Annotated in this window: 16 protein-coding genes, 1 tRNA gene and 2 pseudogenes; 7 read left to right on the top strand and 12 right to left on the bottom strand. The window is 53.0% G+C overall.

Annotated features, from left to right (window positions below):
- Positions 1-58: 58 nt before the first annotated feature.
- Positions 59-801 (bottom strand): annotated as a pseudogene (locus tag C163_RS27690) (transposase); the annotation flags it as partial.
- Between the two features lie 13 nt (positions 802-814).
- Positions 815-1181, bottom strand: a pseudogene (locus tag C163_RS27685) (IS3 family transposase); the annotation flags it as partial.
- A 153-nt stretch (positions 1182-1334) separates the two neighbouring features.
- On the opposite strand from C163_RS27685, the gene C163_RS09515 reads away from it, so the two are divergent.
- The 5 genes from C163_RS09515 to C163_RS27075 are packed head-to-tail and all read left to right on the top strand — an operon-like array spanning position 1335 to position 5912.
- Positions 1335-1556 (top strand): hypothetical protein, encoded by a 222-nt coding sequence (locus tag C163_RS09515; RefSeq protein ID WP_025338544.1) that lies wholly within the window; start codon positions 1335-1337, stop codon positions 1554-1556.
- 25 nt (positions 1557-1581) lie between these two features.
- On the top strand, positions 1582-3471 hold the full coding sequence (locus C163_RS27090; RefSeq protein WP_155951614.1) for a hypothetical protein: 1890 nt from the start codon (positions 1582-1584) through the stop codon (positions 3469-3471).
- Positions 3468-4307 (top strand): hypothetical protein, encoded by an 840-nt coding sequence (locus C163_RS27085; RefSeq protein WP_155951613.1) that lies wholly within the window; start codon positions 3468-3470, stop codon positions 4305-4307. Before C163_RS27090 ends, C163_RS27085 begins: the two co-directional genes overlap by 4 nt.
- Positions 4300-5067: a DUF6339 family protein gene (locus C163_RS27080; protein ID WP_155951612.1), complete on the top strand. Its 768-nt coding sequence runs from the start codon at positions 4300-4302 to the stop codon at positions 5065-5067. Before C163_RS27085 ends, C163_RS27080 begins: the two co-directional genes overlap by 8 nt.
- Before the next feature lie 59 nt (positions 5068-5126).
- Positions 5127-5912 (top strand): hypothetical protein, encoded by a 786-nt coding sequence (locus C163_RS27075; RefSeq protein WP_155951611.1) that lies wholly within the window; start codon positions 5127-5129, stop codon positions 5910-5912.
- A 230-nt stretch (positions 5913-6142) separates the two neighbouring features.
- Here the strand turns inward: C163_RS27075 and C163_RS09510 are convergent, their stop codons facing one another.
- The 10 genes from C163_RS09510 to thrS form a co-directional block, all read right to left on the bottom strand.
- Positions 6143-7351, bottom strand: coding sequence for a hypothetical protein (locus tag C163_RS09510; RefSeq protein ID WP_025338543.1), 1209 nt, complete (start codon positions 7349-7351; stop codon positions 6143-6145).
- A 164-nt stretch (positions 7352-7515) separates the two neighbouring features.
- Positions 7516-7592 (bottom strand) — tRNA-Pro (locus C163_RS09505).
- Between the two features lie 112 nt (positions 7593-7704).
- A complete protein-coding gene (locus tag C163_RS09500; RefSeq protein ID WP_003250681.1) occupies positions 7705-8061 on the bottom strand; it encodes a MerR family transcriptional regulator in 357 nt (118 codons plus the stop codon).
- Entirely contained in the window at positions 8042-8344 is a 303-nt protein-coding gene (ihfA, locus tag C163_RS09495; RefSeq protein ID WP_003250679.1) for an integration host factor subunit alpha, read from the bottom strand. The genes C163_RS09500 and ihfA overlap by 20 nt, the downstream gene beginning before the upstream one ends.
- A gap of 4 nt (positions 8345-8348) precedes the next feature.
- On the bottom strand, positions 8349-10730 hold the full coding sequence (pheT, locus tag C163_RS09490) for a phenylalanine--tRNA ligase subunit beta (RefSeq protein ID WP_025338542.1): 2382 nt from the start codon (positions 10728-10730) through the stop codon (positions 8349-8351).
- Between the two features lie 31 nt (positions 10731-10761).
- On the bottom strand, positions 10762-11778 hold the full coding sequence (pheS, locus tag C163_RS09485; RefSeq protein WP_025338541.1) for a phenylalanine--tRNA ligase subunit alpha: 1017 nt from the start codon (positions 11776-11778) through the stop codon (positions 10762-10764).
- 109 nt (positions 11779-11887) lie between these two features.
- Positions 11888-12244, bottom strand: a complete 357-nt coding sequence (rplT, locus tag C163_RS09480) for a 50S ribosomal protein L20 (RefSeq protein WP_003250671.1) — start codon at positions 12242-12244, stop codon at positions 11888-11890.
- A gap of 27 nt (positions 12245-12271) precedes the next feature.
- Positions 12272-12466 (bottom strand): 50S ribosomal protein L35, encoded by a 195-nt coding sequence (gene rpmI, locus C163_RS09475; RefSeq protein WP_003250667.1) that lies wholly within the window; start codon positions 12464-12466, stop codon positions 12272-12274.
- 61 nt (positions 12467-12527) lie between these two features.
- On the bottom strand, positions 12528-13079 hold the full coding sequence (infC, locus tag C163_RS09470) for a translation initiation factor IF-3 (RefSeq protein ID WP_013972005.1): 552 nt from the start codon (positions 13077-13079) through the stop codon (positions 12528-12530).
- Positions 13079-15001: a threonine--tRNA ligase gene (thrS, locus tag C163_RS09465; protein ID WP_013972004.1), complete on the bottom strand. Its 1923-nt coding sequence runs from the start codon at positions 14999-15001 to the stop codon at positions 13079-13081. Before thrS ends, infC begins: the two co-directional genes overlap by 1 nt.
- Positions 15002-15339: 338 nt before the next feature.
- Between thrS and C163_RS09460 the strand changes: the two genes are divergently transcribed.
- Positions 15340-15645: a hypothetical protein gene (locus C163_RS09460; RefSeq protein ID WP_025338540.1), complete on the top strand. Its 306-nt coding sequence runs from the start codon at positions 15340-15342 to the stop codon at positions 15643-15645.
- Positions 15646-15807: 162 nt separating this feature from the next.
- Positions 15808-16020: a cold-shock protein gene (locus C163_RS09455; RefSeq protein WP_003250656.1), complete on the top strand. Its 213-nt coding sequence runs from the start codon at positions 15808-15810 to the stop codon at positions 16018-16020.
- Positions 16021-16182 lie beyond the last annotated feature (162 nt).

Raw genomic sequence — 16182 nt, 5'->3', positions numbered from 1 at the left:
GTAGGCGCTTTGAATGTGGGGTTCATGGAGCGCTTACGCCTGATCACCCGGAACGGGGTGCTTCCTCGATCTTGCGCTTGGCTTTGTAGAGCGCACTGCATTTGCCCAAGTGCTGGTAAGCGCTGCGTCGCGCTGCAATCTGCCAGTTCACTGGCCGCCCTTCATGCTCTGGTCTTTTCTCAACGCCGGTATAGCCGGCATCGGCACAGACGACGTTCTTCAAGCCACACAGTACATGTGCAACCTCCGTTAAGCCGGCCACGTTCGCAGCAGTGGCGCGAACGTGGTGCACAAGCCCGGACTCAGCATCAACACCGATCTGGGCCTTCATGCCGAAGAAGTACTGGTTGCCTTTCTTCGTTTGATGCGTCTCTGGATCGCGCTTGCCCTCCCTATTGTAGGTCGAACTGGCGCATGGATAAGCGTGGCATCGACAATCGTGCTCTAGCGCAGCAACAGCCTCTTGTCCCGCAGGTAAATATTGATGGTTTCTAGGCTCTGTACGAAAAGCCTTGATACTCGGTGATGCTGCGTTGAAAACAGCCTCGGAATGCTCATTTACAACCCGTAAACTCCGCTTCCTCGGCTGTTTTCGCCTTGCCTGACCTTCGTTTCAAGACTTTTCATACAGAGCCTAGGATGCCTGCCGCCAACTGGTGCTTCTCCAGCAACTTCGGGGATCGGGGCGCTTAGCGTCAGCCGAGCAAACTGGCGCATCCAGGTGACCTTGTACAACTCTTCTTCCATCGCCGGATCGCTCAGCGAAAACCAGTTCTGTAGCAAGTGAATGCGTTGACCCATGCTGAATTGATCGGAAAATCCCTAGACGCCGCCGATAGCCCGCTTGCGAGCGCAGCCCCTCCACCTGCATCAAGCTCCCGACTGAATTTCGCACGCAGGCCTTCCCCGCTCATGAATATCATCATGAATTTCCGATAGTCGTACACACGCCTGCTTTCCAGCCAAGCATGTTTGCAAGCCAAGCCGACGTTGATCTTCTTTCAGTCAGATTGAGGCTCTGCCAGCCAAGCGGAGCAGCCGCCAGGGTGAACCTTGAGGGTTTGGCAAAAGGGCCACACCGGTGAATCAGTCGAGCGCTTCTTGATGAAGGCGTACGTCAGCCGCACTCCTTGGCAAAGTACGCGCCGGCCTTTTTCCAGAACGTCTCGCTCTTGATACACCGCCTCTCACAGCTGGAGTCCACGTCCTGAGCCTATGAGGTGACTGATGGCGCATCGCCTTCACAAAGCGCTTGACGAAATCACAAACATTTCGTAAACATATCGGAAATGTTGCGAAAAAATACGTCTCCACGTGGAATATTTGAGGAATGTATGTCAGAAAAACGCGAAAAATTCGTAAGGCTAGCAGAGCAGCGCGTGAACAGGGCGATCAAGGACATCAGCCTGATCGGCAACCTTTCAAATCGTAGCGCCTACAGCTTCACCGACGACGATATAAAGAAGATCTTCAAAGCACTACATAAGGAGCTTGATCAGGCAAAAGCCCGTTTCTCTGAAAGCGAAAACGCTTCTGTCGGTGATTTCAAGCTGTGAATGTGTACAAGCAAGGAGATTCTGCATGAGTGATTTAAAGCTCGAGTTCCCCCCAGATACCGCCGTAGAAAATGATGGGCTTGGAGATGCTGGGATTGAGACATTCCGTGACTCCGCGTACGCCAGTTGTGCGAGAGAAACAGGACAAAACTCCAGAGATGCTGCATCTGCGCCTGATGTTCCAGTCCGGGTTACTTTCGATGTTTTACATGTCCCGCGCAACGAAATCCCAGATCTTTACAGTCTCGAGTCCGCTCTCCACTCATGCCTAGACATGGCGCAGGAGGAGAAAAACCAAGACTTCTTTACCACCGCCTTGAACGCGATAAGTAAAGAAAAGGTAACTGTATTAAGGATTGCGGATTACAACACCACTGGACTAGTTGGCCCACCAAACACTAGAGGAACAGCATTCCATTCCCTATTAAAATCTCGTGGAGTCACGAACAAAGGAAGTAATGAAGACTCTACCGGATCATTTGGGATTGGTAAGAATGCGGTATTGGCTGTCTCTGATCTTCAAACGGTATTTTATTCCACAATATATGAAGATGAAGCGGGCGCCCAGCAGTTCGCAGCACAAGGAAAAGCAATTTTAATTTCTCACAAAGGGACGGATGGCGTAGATAGACGCCCAACTGGCTACTGGGGAAACCCAGAAGGATTCAGTGCTATTACTGATCAAACAAATGTACCGTCTTGGATGAAGCGTAGCACGATCGGGACTTCAATTTTCTGCATCGGATTTCGAGAGGGTGATGGTAGCTGGGAAGACCTAATGGTTTGCTCCATTATTTCCAACTTCTTTGGCGCAATAGAGAACAGACAAATGGAATTTGAGGTCGGAAATACAAAAATAAACTCGAACACTCTTGAATCCCTATTAAACTCTTCTGACCTTCACAACGCAGCGGAAGGGACTGACCTCGAGGATGAGCTTAATTTTGCTCGCGACTTGCACCGCTGTCTTATTTCAGGCGCAGCGATTACTCAAGAAATAGAGATAAAAAACCTAGGCCGGATAAAGATCCGAATACTCACAGAAACTGGCATGCCAAAACGACTGGGCTTTGTTCGGAACGGAATGCTAATAACCGACAACCTAAGTTACTTCGGCCATAAATTTCAAAGATTCCCTGCTGCAAAGGATTTTATTTGCCTAATAGAACCAGCAGACACAGCGTCAAACAAACTTCTTAAAAAATTAGAGAACCCAAAACACAAGGATTTCTCCGCAGACAGAATAGCTGAGCCTAAAAAGCGCGAAGCCGCTACCAAAGCGATGCGTGACCTTGGAACTGAACTCAGGAATATGATCAACAACAGCGCAGGTGCTAAAGTAGAGGGTGCTGTCATACTGGATGAATTAGCCAGTTTGTTCGCGGCACATGAAAGCTCGTCCGAGAGCAAATCAAATAATGCTCTTGACCCTGAACGATTTATTTATAAAGTTGTTCAGAAACGCCCCCCTCGATTGGGCACCGGCGGTGGAGTAAGGGATCTTGGCAGGAACTCCCAAAAGGACAGGGGGAATAGAGGCAACGGTGGCAACAGGCCCCCTGGGCGTCGGGGGAGCGGACGCAACGGCGCTATAGGGACAGGAAATAAAAAGATAGTGGAACTGAAAAACTTCAGGAACAAGATACCCAAAAGTGAAAGTTATAACAAATTGTCGAGAACGATCTATTTTGACTCCAACGAAGCCAGTACGATCCAAATCGAAATACTTGCATTGGGACTAAGTAGTGCAGAGCCACTAAAAATAATAAGCTCAAGCCTTGGTAGTGTAAAAAATGGGAGTCTAATACTTGATACTGCGGAAGCAAAGCGATATGCCATAACCGTCTCATTCGACGAATCATATGACGGCCCAATTGAAATAATTGCCAGCATAGCGACAGGAGAGTCAGAGTGAGAATTTCAGATAGCACACGCTACCCACATCCGGTTCTTTCACCTTTTAGTGACGACTACGCAAATGGTCAGTTTAATGTTTACTTTGCCGTAAGCGAAGATCTAGGCAGCGGGGCGCTAACTCTCCGCTACGACGTCATTATTGATGAGCCATGCATTTCCGAATTAGTTTACAATGAGCGCGCAACCGTTGGATGTATTGTTGTATCACTCGAAACATACTATATAAGACTACACAAATTAGATTGGAAAAGTGGATTTATAGATTTTCCTGCGGGAGCTCTATTTGGAGAGGTCGGCTTAAGACCAATTATCTGGCTTAATGACGAAACCATTCAGCTATCCAGCACTAATATAAACCCTGAGTTTGACGAAACTGCGTTATTGGCGAGAGGAGACATCCTCGCCATTGACATTGAAACAACAATTGATGTAGGAAATGCAAAACTAACCCCATTAGAAAGTATTTTCGAATTAGTTCCTTCCCCTAACGTCCCAGAAGGTAGGGTAGCAGTTAAACTTGATGGCAGTCGCATTGCTATTGTGTTAGGACCAAAAACTTTTTCGTCGGTTAACACCTTACGAGGTCAAGAGGAATACCTGCCCGCTGTAACAGCTTCAATTTACCTCCCTGTAGTAATGGAGGTACTCGATACAATTCGCAGCTATCCTGAAGAGTATATAGATTTTAGATGGTACAAGCCCTTCCATGACAAGTGCAACTTTAAAGGAGTTTCTTTAGCTGCCGGCGGCTCGTCACTGGAAGGCGCACAAATATTATTAGAAGACCCTTTATTTGAACTGTGCGAGAGCGTAAACGGAGAGCAAAATGATTGAAAATACTTTTTGGTTTCTTTCTGAACTTAAGCTACAGGAACTTCGAGAAAGTGTGTCATCCAATCGAGAAAGATATGCGAGCGGTGACTTTTTCGATCTGGAGCTAGACAATGGCTGGAGAACCGAAAGCAAGCATGCAAGCATTGACCGTGATGCTCTAAAAAGCTTGAACTATAGCGATAGATCTGCACAGCTGGACGCTGAAAATTCTATTATCGTATATGATGCATTGAAAGGCATGACTCCAGCCTTGGCTATGGATGAACGTGTATGGGTTCGTTTGACTCACATAGAATGCATAGACTATAGCCGAACGAGATGGCCTGCCAAAAAAGACGACATTGATAAGTTTGATAGAAATATTTTAAAGCATTTTTTTGCTCGAGGGGTACCAGGAACTCGGGACGATAATGCTATCTCCCGCTTGTGGTGGAATATGTATATAGCGTGTCTTATAGCCGGTGGAAGGGAGAGCGCAGAGACCTATTTATATAAGTTGATTAGGTCAGCTGACATCCGGCAAGCATTTGTTGAGCGCTCTTGGACGGGGGCACGTATCCCTTTAGCTCGAGCAATACTAAACTCTATATATGAAAATTCCTGGGCATCTAAAGATTCAAACTTTAGACAGCTAATGATAGAAATAAATCGAGATGCAGGCGGTATTCTTTTTGAAGCCCTTTCAGAGACAGACTCTGAGGATCTAGTTAAGAAGTGCTCTGAAAAAGCTTTTGAACATCTAGAGAGACTAGCGCAATAGATTTAAAAAATCACAAAGTCAACATCAAAAGTGGATAAAGATATTTTCTTGAGGGCGATATGGACCATAACTTCGATGTTGTAGAGCAAAAAGTGGCCGAAGCAGAGTTTTTCCTAACAAAAATGGCACAAGCAGGTTCTATGAAATTTGAATTTGAGTGCTACCTCAGTGCCTATCTAGCTTCATCACGAACTTCTACGCTCGCGCTTCAACAATTCAAGCATCTGCCTGGTTTTCAAGAGTGGTATTCAAAACATCAACTGACACTCAAAAGCAATCCATTAGCCAAGTTTATGCTGGATCTTCGGAATGCACATATACATGGTGGTCCATATCCGGTACGCGGCGGTGTATTTACGCGAGAAGCTGCAAAGTATGTTTTTTTAAAAAATGAATCTCGACAGCCATGCCCACCCTTGGACGTACTATCCGCATGTCGTAGTCACTTTATTCTAATTCTAAGAATAATTCACGATTGTTATATCGAGTTAGGGAAATTTATTGACCAGCAGCAATACTACACAAAGGAAAACTTCTCCGAGATGGGACTCTCAATTGATGACGCAGAGATTGAAGTCCTCGGATGGATATGTACCTCACTTATAGAAGAGGGCTATGACGAGGACGCTCGATGGAGTGAGCTCCGAGGAAAACTTTATGAGTGTTCAATAAATCATTTGTTTTACAGCTATTTGGGGGAAATCACCCCACAACCAATAGTGCCTGAACATTATGTTGACTTTTCTTATACGCCTGAAGAGCGAGGCTGGGCACACCCACCGGCGGGATATCTGACTCTAGAAGCTTACTGGAAAGATGCAGGAATTACAAAACCAAACATATAACTTAAAATTCTATTCATAATCTCACAAAACAAATATGCTTAAAACTGCGAAAATACTTTATAAGGCCTGCCATTAAAGAAATAAACCTAGCGCGCCGAAAACTCAAAACTGAATAATTTAACCACTTGTAAAACCCCAAACTAAAGACGTCAAAATGAGCGAAAATGTCCGCATGCTTGCAAAATAGTATAGCCTCACCGCCTCGGTAAGGCATATAGGATTTAGTAAAATCATACAGTAAGATCAATCGCGGATACCGAACTATAATCCAATTTCAAATCTTGTTTATGCAGTACGCTTACGGCATTGCCTATCTCAACACCGTAGGCCTTACTTATTTGCAACTGAACAAAGGATGGTGACAAACTTTTTATAGCATCAAGGTCAGTTCCTCGCGAAATCTCCGCGTAGCGGTTAGCTACTTGTAACTCAAGCTCAAAATTCTTAATTTTTTCCCCTTGAATTCTCGCATCCAAAAGCTCTATCTCTTTGGCCTTAATTTTTTTATCGATCTCATGCAGTTCTTTAGCTCTTTTTTCTTGCTGAATAGCTTGATATGCGGTGACGCCAGCTTCAAAAAGTGCTCCAAGAGGGCTATTTTTCTTAATTTCCTTTAACTCTAATCCTGTGCGCTCTTTCTTATTCACTAGTGACCGGCCGAGCACCCGAAATTTACCACTCCCTACTCTCGCGCACACAAGGGGTCTTACCGTTTTATCGAACTTATCAAAAAAGGAAGTAAGAAACACAGCTAATCGTTGATTGTTGCGCCCAGGTGAAGTTAATAGTTCTACCTTTTGGTCATCATTCAACCCACTGATAAATTCGAGATCTTTCTGTGACTGCTCTTTAAACCTTACTGGTTTGATCAGAGCCCTATCAAAATCACTCCGCTTTAACTCTTCCTTCTTTTCACCCTTCTCAACAGCTATCCTATAACTCTTTTCGGACTGTTCTAAAGCCAAGTCCACAAGCCGAGATTTTACATAATCCAATCCTTCAATATTCAATGCCTCATACAGTCCAATAATCTGCTCTAGCCTCAGCGGCTGTACATGCTTAACTTTTAAAAGCGAATTAACAGCCTTAAATGACAAATACAAGAAATGGTAATTGATAGACCATTCACTTGGAGTCAATGCCACCGGAAGACCAATAGGGTAAAATAACTTTGCTGCTGTTGCCTCAGAGAGCAAATTCATTTCGGCATAACGCTCATAGAGCGGTAGCGAATGATCAAAGATTATAATGTCTTCTGGAAGAATTCCATGATTTAATGCGGAGCATATTGAGTTTAATAACTCAAATTTATAGTAAACCGTGTTGAACCCTTTCAGGAAACTAGCAATTTCCCAAGGGTAAAGAGGCTCATCTTTTTTTTGCAAGAATTTGAAGCGAATCCGAGTTTCTGTATTTTTGAAAGCATAATCATCAAACATTCAAAGCCCCCTTCCATCCCTCAAAGGAAACAACAATAGTAGCATAATGGCACTATCATAAATGCCAGTAAGCGGACCTCTCGTCAAGAAGAGAAAACGAACTCATAATTATTCCAAAACAAAAAAGCCCAGTCGTCACCGACTGGGCTTTTCCGTTTCAATAATGGTCGGGACGGAGTGATTCGAACACTCGACCCCTTGCACCCCATGCAAGTGCGCTACCGGGCTGCGCTACGCCCCGACTGGGCTTTGAAGCATGTTCTCAATGCTACCGAGAACGTTGAAGAATGTACCCTAACCTCCTGATAAATGAAAGCTTTTTCTCAAAAAATTTCACTCATCAAAAACCCAGATCACTTCTTCAACACCACCAACACATCCTCCAACTCGACAATCATCTGCCGAATCAGCTGCTTGTACTGGCTCGACTCATCCTTGGCCTCATCACTGGAGAGCCTCAACCGAGCCCCACCAATGGTGAACCCCTGGTCATAAAGCAGCGCACGAATCTGGCGAATCATCAGCACATCCTGCCGCTGGTAATACCGCCGGTTCCCCCGCCGCTTCACGGGATTGAGCTGATCGAACTCCTGCTCCCAATACCGCAGCACGTGCGGTTTTACCGCACAAAGCTCACTCACCTCACCAATGGTGAAGTACCTTTTGCCCGGTATGGGGGGCAGTTCGTCGTTATGGCTTGGTTCCAGCATAGGCCTCAACCCGGGCCTTCAACTTCTGCCCTGGACGAAAGGTGACGACGCGCCGTGCGGTGATCGGGATTTCTTCCCCTGTCTTGGGGTTGCGGCCCGGCCGCTGGCGTTTGTCGCGAAGGTCGAAGTTGCCGAAACCGGACAGCTTGACCTGCTCGTTCTCTTCAAGTGCGTGCCGAATTTCTTCAAAAAACAGCTCGACCAGCTCCTTGGCCTCACGCTTGTTAAGCCCCAGCTCCTCGTACAGCCTTTCGGCCATCTCAGCTTTCGTCAGAGCACCCATGCCGTTATTTCCTTAACGTGGTGTTCAACCTTTGTTCGAGCGAGGTGAGGATGTTTTGCAGGGTAGTGTTCACCTCATCGTCGTTAAGAGTGCGCGATGGATGCTGCCAGGTCAAGCCGACGGCAAGGCTTTTTCTATCAGGATCAATGCCTTTACCTTGGTAGACATCAAACAGCCTGAGGTCTGTGAGCCATTCGCCTGCATTGTCACGAATTACTTCAAGCACCGAGCTAGAAGCTACATCACGTCCTGCGATCAAAGCCAGGTCGCGGCGGGTTTCCGGGAACTTGGACAGCTCGCTGAATTTCGGCAGGCGGCCTTCGACCACATCGCCCAGCACCAGCTCGAACAGGAACACCGGGCGGTCCAGGTCCAGGGCTTTTGCCAGCTCTGGGTGGATGGCGCCGAGGTAGCCGACCAGCTTGCCGTCACGCTCGATGGCGGCGGTCTGGCCTGGGTGCAGGGCTGGGTGCTTGCCGGCGCTGAAGGCGAAGTCGCTCAGGGCGCCGGAGTAGCCCAGCAGGGCTTCCACGTCGGCCTTCACGTCGAAGAAGTCGACGCTGTCGCGGCCGTTGGCCCAGCCTTCTGGCAGGCGGCTGCCGGTGACAACGCCGGCGATCATCGGCTGCTGCTTCAGGTCGCCGAGCTGGCCGACGAAGCGCAGGCCGCTTTCGAACAGGCGCACGCGGTCTTGCTGGCGGTTCAGGTTGTGCTGCAGTGCCTTGACCAGGCCCGGCCACAGGGACGCGCGCATGGCGGCCATGTCGCTGGAGATGGGGTTGGCCAGCAGCAGCGGCTCTACGCCCGGGCTGAACAGTTCGAACAGTTTCGGGTCGATGAAGCTGTAGGTGATGGCTTCCTGGTAGCCGCGGGCAACCAGCAGGCGGCGCAGGGTCGGCAGGTCACCGCGGGTTTCCGGCTTGCCCTGGGGGGCCAGGCGGGCTTGCGGGTAGCGAACCGGCAGGTTGTTGTAGCCGTACAGGCGGGCCAGCTCTTCGATCAGGTCCACTTCCAGGCTGATGTCGAAGCGGTGGCTCGGCACGTTCACCGTCCACTGCCCTTCCCCGCTCTTGGTGGTGGTCAGCTCCAAGGCGTTGAGCAGCTGCTCGACCTGGGCTGGGTCCATTTCCATGCCGAGCATCTGGGTGATGCGTTCGGCGCGCAGGGTAACCGGGGCTACTTGCGGCAGGTGCTGTTCGCTGACGGCTTCGACGACCGGGCCGGCTTCGCCGCCGACGATGTCCAGCAGCAGCTGGGTGGCGCGCTCCATGGCTTCGCGGGCCAGCTGCGAGTCTACGCCGCGCTCGTAGCGGTGCGAGGCGTCGGTGTGCAGGCCGTAGGAACGGGCTTTGCCGGCGACGGAGATCGGCTCGAAGAAGGCGCTTTCGAGGAACAGGTCGCGGGTTTTTTCGGTGTTCACACCGCTGTGCTCGCCACCCATGACGCCGGCAATGGCCAGGGCGCGGGTGTGGTCGGCGATTACCAGGGTGTCGGCGCGCAGGGCAACTTCCTGGCCGTCGAGCAGGACGAGCTTCTCGCCCTCTTCGGCCATGCGCACGCGGATGCCGCCGTTGATTTCTGCCAGGTCGAAGGCGTGCATCGGCTGGCCGAGTTCGAGCATCACGTAGTTGGTGATGTCGACGGCGGCGTCGATGCTGCGCACGTCGCTGCGGCGCAGGCGTTCGACCATCCACAGGGGGGTCGGCTTGCTCAGGTCGACGTTGCGGATGACGCGGCCCAGGTAGCGTGGGCAGGCAGCCGGGGCGCTGACTTCGACCGGGCGCACTTCGTCGTGGGCAGCCGGTACGGCTGGCACTACCGGGCGGGTGACCGGGGTGTCGTACAGGGCGCTGACGTCGCGGGCGAGGCCTGCGATGGACAGGCAGTCGCCGCGGTTGGGGGTGAGGCCGATTTCGATGCTGGCGTCGTCCAGGCTCAGGTACTGGCGAATGTCTTCGCCAACCGGGGCATCGGCAGCCAGTTCCAGCAGGCCGTCGTTCTCTTCGCTGATCTGCAACTCGGCAGCCGAGCACAGCATGCCGAAGGACTCGACGCCGCGCAGCTTGGCCTTCTTGATCTTGAAGTCGCCTGGCAGTTCGGCGCCGATCATGGCGAACGGGATCTTGATGCCTGGGCGGGCGTTAGGAGCGCCGCACACGACCTGGAAGGTTTCCTGGCCGTTGCTTACCTGGCACACGCGCAGCTTGTCGGCGTCCGGGTGTTGTTCGGTGGCGAGGATTTCGCCCACGACGATGCCGCTGAACTGGCCGGCAGCGGGGGTAACGCTGTCGACTTCGAGGCCGGCCATGGACAGGCGGGCGACCAGTTCGTCACGGGAGACTTGCGGGTTTACCCAACCACGCAGCCACTGTTCACTGAATTTCATGCTGTTCTCCTAGAATGTGCGTCGATTGGGCCTAGCGGAATTGGGCAAGGAACCGCAGGTCGTTATCGAAGAACAGACGCAAATCGTTGACGCCGTAGCGCAGCATGGCCAGGCGCTCGGCGCCCATGCCGAAGGCGAAGCCCTGGAACTCTTCAGGGTCGATGCCGGACATACGCAGCACGTTCGGGTGCACCATGCCGCAGCCCATCACTTCCAGCCAGCCGGTCTGCTTGCACACGCGGCAGCCGTTGCCGGAACACATCACGCACTGGATGTCGACTTCGGCGGACGGCTCGGTGAAGGGGAAGAACGATGGGCGGAAACGTACCGCCAGTTCTTTTTCGAAGAACACGCGCAGGAATTCTTCGATGGTGCCCTTGAGGTCGGCGAAGTTGATATCGCGATCGATCAGCAGGCCTTCGACCTGGTGGAACATCGGCGAGTGGGTGATATCCGAGTCGCAGCGGTATACGCGGCCCGGGCAGACAATGCGGATTGGCGGCTGGGTGGACTCCATGGTCCGCACCTGCACCGGCGAGGTGTGGGTACGCAGCAGCATGTTGGCATTGAAGTAGAAGGTGTCGTGCATCGCCCGGGCCGGGTGGTGGCCGGGGATGTTGAGCGCTTCGAAGTTGTGGTAGTCGTCTTCCACCTCTGGGCCTTCGGCAATGCCGTAGCCGATGTGGGTGAAGAACTGCTCGATGCGCTCGAGTGTACGGGTGATCGGGTGCAGGCCACCGGTGGCCTGGCCGCGGCCTGGCAGGGTGACGTCAATGCATTCGGCAGCCAGGCGAGCGCTGAGCTCGGCTTCTTCGAAGGCGGCCTTGCGGGCATTGAGCACAACGGTGACGCGCTCTTTGGCGTCGTTGATCAGCGCGCCGACTTTCGGCCGCTCTTCGGCTGGCAGGTTGCCCAGGGTCTTCATCACCTGGGTCAGCTCGCCTTTCTTGCCGAGATAATTCACCCGGATCTGTTCCAGGGTATTGATGTCTTCAGCGCGCTCCACGGCCTCTAGGGCTTGGGAGACCAACGCATCCAGGTTTTCCATGTACAGACTCCAGATACGAAAATAGGGGAAGAGCTTTGAAGGCTCTTCCCCTATCGATGACGTTCAATGCCCGACGGCGCTAGCGCCGCCGGGTGATTGTCGCGGGTACTTAAGCCAGAACGGCTTTAGCTTTCTCGACAATCGCAGCAAACGCCGCTTTTTCGTTCACTGCCAGATCGGCCAGAACCTTACGGTCGATTTCGATCGAAGCCTTTTTCAGGCCAGCAATCAGACGGCTGTAGGACAGACCGTTGGTGCGGGCACCGGCGTTGATACGAGCGATCCACAGTGCGCGGAACTGACGCTTCTTCTGACGACGGTCACGGTAGGCATATTGACCTGCCTTGATGACAGCCTGCTTGGCAACGCGGAATACGCGCGAGCGTGCACCGTAGTAGCCTTTAGCCAGTTTCAGAATTTTCTTGTGACGCTTACGAGCGATGACGCCACGCTTAACACGAGCCATGAGTAACTTCCTCTATCTAAACCAGAATTAACGTACGCGCAGCATGCGCTCGACTTTTGCCACGTCAGACGGGTGCAGCAGGCTGGCACCGCGCAGTTGACGCTTACGCTTGGTCGACATTTTGGTCAGGATGTGGCTCTTGAAAGCGTGCTTGTGCTTGAAGCCGGAAGCGGTCTTCAGGAAGCGCTTCGCAGCACCGCTCTTGGTTTTCATTTTTGGCATGTTGGAACTCCGCATTCGATAAAATTACACAATAATCATCAGGCCTGCCGTGCCCGGGAGATTACTTCTTCTTTTTGGGGGCGATGACCATCATAAGCTGGCGTCCTTCCATCTTCGGATGCTGCTCAACGGAGCCGTATTCGGCGAGGTCGGCTTCGACCCGCTTCAACAGCTCCATGCCCAGCTCCTGGTGGGCCATCTCACGGCCACGGAATCTCAGAGAGATCTTGGCCTTGTCCCCATCGGTAAGGAAACGTACCAGGTTGCGTAGTTTTACCTGGTAATCCCCTTCTTCCGTCCCTGGACGAAACTTGATTTCTTTGATCTGGATCTGCTTCTGGTTTTTCTTGGCTTCGTTGGCCTGCTTCTTCTTCTCGAAGAGGTGCTTGCCGTAGTCCATCACCTTGCAGACGGGCGGTTGCGCGTCGGCGGAGATTTCCACCAGATCCAGCTTCGCTTCATCAGCGATACGAAGCGCTTCATCAATCGAGACGATGCCAATCTGCTCGCCGTCAGCGCCAATTAACCGAACCTCGCGTGCCGAGATATTCTCGTTGATCGGGGCTTTCGGTGCAGTTCGTTTATCGTTTCTCATTTCACGCTTAATAGTCATTACTCCGATTCTAGGCGACCGCGCTGGGCAACAGCGCTGTTGAGCAGCTGCGTGAATTCAGCCACCGGCATGGAGCCGAGGTCTTTGCCTTCACGGGTGCGTACGGCGACGGTCTGCGTTTCGACTTCGCGATCCCCTATAACCAAAAGGTACGGGACCTTGAGCAAAGTATGCTCGCGGATTTTAAAGCCGATCTTCTCATTTCTCAAGTCCGACTTGGCACGGAAACCGCTACCGTTCAGGGTATTTTCCACCTCGAGGGCGAAATCGGCCTGCTTGTCGGTGATGTTCATGATCACGGCCTGGGTAGGTGCCAGCCAGGCCGGGAACACGCCAGCGTAGTGCTCGATCAGCATGCCGATGAAGCGCTCGAACGAACCGAGGATGGCGCGGTGCAGCATGACCGGGCGAACTCGGCTGTTATCTTCGGCGATATAGCTGGCATCCAGGCGCTCTGGCAGGTTCGGGTCGTACTGCAGGGTACCGCACTGCCAGTTACGGCCGAGGCAGTCGCGCAGGGTGAACTCGATCTTCGGGCCGTAGAAGGCGCCCTCGCCCGGCTGGTATTCCCACTCCAGGCCCGATTCGTTCAAGGCGTCGGCCAGTGCGCCTTCGGCACGGTCCCACAGCTCTTCGGAACCCACGCGCTTGGCCGGGCGGGTCGACAGCTTCATGGCGATGTCGGTGAAGCCGAAGTCCTTGTACACGTCCAGGGTCAGCTTGATGAAGTCGGCGGCTTCTTTCTTCACCTGTTCTTCGGTGCAGAAGATGTGCGCGTCGTCCTGCACGAAGCCACGCACGCGCATGATGCCGTGCAGGGCGCCGGACGGCTCGTTACGGTGGCAGGCACCGAACTCGGCCAGGCGCAGCGGCAGGTCGCGGTAGCTCTTCAGGCCCTGGTTGAACACCTGCACGTGGCATGGGCAGTTCATCGGCTTGACTGCGTAGTCACGGCTTTCCGACGAAGTGGTGAACATGTTCTCGGCGTAGTTGGACCAGTGGCCGGAACGCTCCCAGAGAATGCGGTCGACAACCTGCGGGGTCTTGATTTCCTGGTAGCCGTTGACGCGCTGGACCTGGCGCATGTACTGCTCGAGTACCTGGTACACGGTCCAGCCGTTGGCGTGCCAGAACACCATGCCCGGGGCTTCTTCCTGCAGGTGGAACAGGTCGAGCTGCTTGCCGATCTTGCGGTGGTCGCGCTTTTCGGCTTCTTCGATGCGCTGGATGTATGCCGCCAGCTGCTTCTTGTCGGCCCAGGCGGTGCCGTACACGCGTTGCAGCTGCTCGTTCTTGGCATCGCCGCGCCAGTAGGCGCCGGACAGCTTGGTCAGCTTGAATGCCTTGAGGAAGCGGGTGTTCGGCACGTGCGGGCCGCGGCACATGTCGACGTATTCTTCGTGGTAGTACAGGCCCATGGCCTGCTCGTCCGGCATGTCTTCGACCAGGCGCAGCTTGTAGTCTTCGCCACGGGCCTTGAACACGTCGATGACTTCGGCGCGCGGGGTCACCTTCTTGATGACGTCGTAGTCCTTGTCGATCAGCTCCATCATGCGCTTTTCGATGGCGGCCATGTCTTCAGGGGTGAAGGGGCGCTCGTAGGCGATGTCGTAGTAGAAGCCTTCGTCGATGACCGGGCCGATAACCATCTTGGCGGTCGGGTACAGCTGCTTCACCGCGTGGCCGACCAGGTGGGCGCACGAGTGACGGATGATCTCCAGTCCCTCTTCATCTTTAGGGGTGATGATCTGCAGGGTGGCGTCGTTGCTGATCAGGTCGCAGGCATCGACCAGTTTGCCATCGACCTTGCCGGCCACAGTGGCCTTGGCCAGGCCGGCGCCGATGGAAGCGGCGACTTCGGCTACGGATACGGCATGATCGAACGAACGTTGACTGCCATCGGGAAGAGTAATAACGGGCATGGCGCCTCCTCTCCTAGTGGTGACCCCTACCAAAGGTCACGTGGGTTGGGATGAGCCAGTACAAGATCCGACCTGCCTTCCCGCAACGGGAAGCCTGCCTCACAGTGGCAGAAGCCTTTCGGCTTGCCAGGGACGAACCAGAGTGACTGGAAAGAAAAAAGATAGCTGCAGGCTGCAAGTTGTCAGCTGCAAGCCGGGCATGCTAGCACGCGGGTTGCATGCCAGGCAGAAATATTTGGAAATTACGCCGCAGCGGTGAACTAACGCGGAAAAATTCCTATCAGACCTTGGGAAGCAACCTACTCTTGATGAGACCTTAACCCAAGGAGTAACTGGTTATGCGAGTTCCGTCTCTTCTGGCCCTGGCGGCCGCTGGGGCCCTGCTGCTGCCCATGGCTGCGAACGCCGGCAACTTCCCGGCCGGGAAGGAAGCCGCCTACATGAGCCAGTGCACGCAAGTGGCTCAAGGCCAAGGCGTTGACGCTGCGACCGCGAAAAAACACTGCGACTGTGGCGCGCAAACCATCAAAAAGAATTTCACCGACGCGGAGATTGCCGACCTCGACAGCAACGATGGCGTGGACGCCAAGCTGATGCAGAAGGCCCAGACGGTCGTGAAACAGGCCTGCGCACCGAAGAGCTGAAACCTTAAAGCCGGAGCAGACCAGCCATTCTTTGAGCTGGATCAATATCCTGCGAAGGTAAAAGGCGCTAGATGCGCAGAATTAGACTATGATGTGTCCCGTGCTCCGTAGCCTCGGCCGCATTGCACCACTGAAAAAACTAAATGTTCTGGAGATTCACCCATGTCCAATCGCCAACAAGGCACCGTCAAATGGTTCAATGATGAGAAAGGCTACGGCTTCATCACCCCAGCAGGCGGCGGCGACGACCTGTTCGTTCACTTCAAGGCCATCGAATCTGACGGCTTCAAGAGCCTGAAAGAAGGCCAGACTGTTTCCTTCGTCGCCGAGCGCGGCCAGAAGGGCATGCAGGCTGCACAGGTTCGTCCGGAGTAATTCGGATAGCTGTAAAAAAACCCGCCCTTGTGGCGGGTTTTTTTATGGGCGTTTGCCAGGCTGCACGCGCTCGCTTTTTGTAGGAGCGGCCTTGTGTCGCGACGGGGCGCGTAGCGGCCCCAGGGTTTCAGCTTCGCAGCATCAATGGCCGGGGCCGCTTTG

The sequence above is a fragment of the Pseudomonas sp. FGI182 genome (assembly GCF_000511325.1).
GTDB lineage: Bacteria > Pseudomonadota > Gammaproteobacteria > Pseudomonadales > Pseudomonadaceae > Aquipseudomonas > Aquipseudomonas putida_Z.
Note: the sequence above shows the minus strand (reverse complement) of the source record. Positions and strands in the feature narration are given on the sequence as shown.

Coding starts and splice junctions, on each gene's coding strand:
- C163_RS09515 (WP_025338544.1), top strand. CDS start 1,335: ATGTCAGAAAAACGCGAAAAATTCGTAAGGCTAGCAGAGCAGCGCGTG.
- C163_RS27090 (WP_155951614.1), top strand. CDS start 1,582: ATGAGTGATTTAAAGCTCGAGTTCCCCCCAGATACCGCCGTAGAAAAT.
- C163_RS27080 (WP_155951612.1), top strand. CDS start 4,300: ATGATTGAAAATACTTTTTGGTTTCTTTCTGAACTTAAGCTACAGGAA.
- C163_RS27075 (WP_155951611.1), top strand. CDS start 5,127: ATGGACCATAACTTCGATGTTGTAGAGCAAAAAGTGGCCGAAGCAGAG.
- C163_RS09510 (WP_025338543.1), bottom strand. CDS start 7,351: ATGTTTGATGATTATGCTTTCAAAAATACAGAAACTCGGATTCGCTTC.
- C163_RS09500 (WP_003250681.1), bottom strand. CDS start 8,061: ATGCTGGAACCAAGCCATAACGACGAACTGCCCCCCATACCGGGCAAA.
- ihfA (WP_003250679.1), bottom strand. CDS start 8,344: ATGGGTGCTCTGACGAAAGCTGAGATGGCCGAAAGGCTGTACGAGGAG.
- pheT (WP_025338542.1), bottom strand. CDS start 10,730: ATGAAATTCAGTGAACAGTGGCTGCGTGGTTGGGTAAACCCGCAAGTC.
- pheS (WP_025338541.1), bottom strand. CDS start 11,778: ATGGAAAACCTGGATGCGTTGGTCTCCCAAGCCCTAGAGGCCGTGGAG.
- rplT (WP_003250671.1), bottom strand. CDS start 12,244: ATGGCTCGTGTTAAGCGTGGCGTCATCGCTCGTAAGCGTCACAAGAAA.
- rpmI (WP_003250667.1), bottom strand. CDS start 12,466: ATGCCAAAAATGAAAACCAAGAGCGGTGCTGCGAAGCGCTTCCTGAAG.
- infC (WP_013972005.1), bottom strand. CDS start 13,079: ATGACTATTAAGCGTGAAATGAGAAACGATAAACGAACTGCACCGAAA.
- thrS (WP_013972004.1), bottom strand. CDS start 15,001: ATGCCCGTTATTACTCTTCCCGATGGCAGTCAACGTTCGTTCGATCAT.
- C163_RS09460 (WP_025338540.1), top strand. CDS start 15,340: ATGCGAGTTCCGTCTCTTCTGGCCCTGGCGGCCGCTGGGGCCCTGCTG.
- C163_RS09455 (WP_003250656.1), top strand. CDS start 15,808: ATGTCCAATCGCCAACAAGGCACCGTCAAATGGTTCAATGATGAGAAA.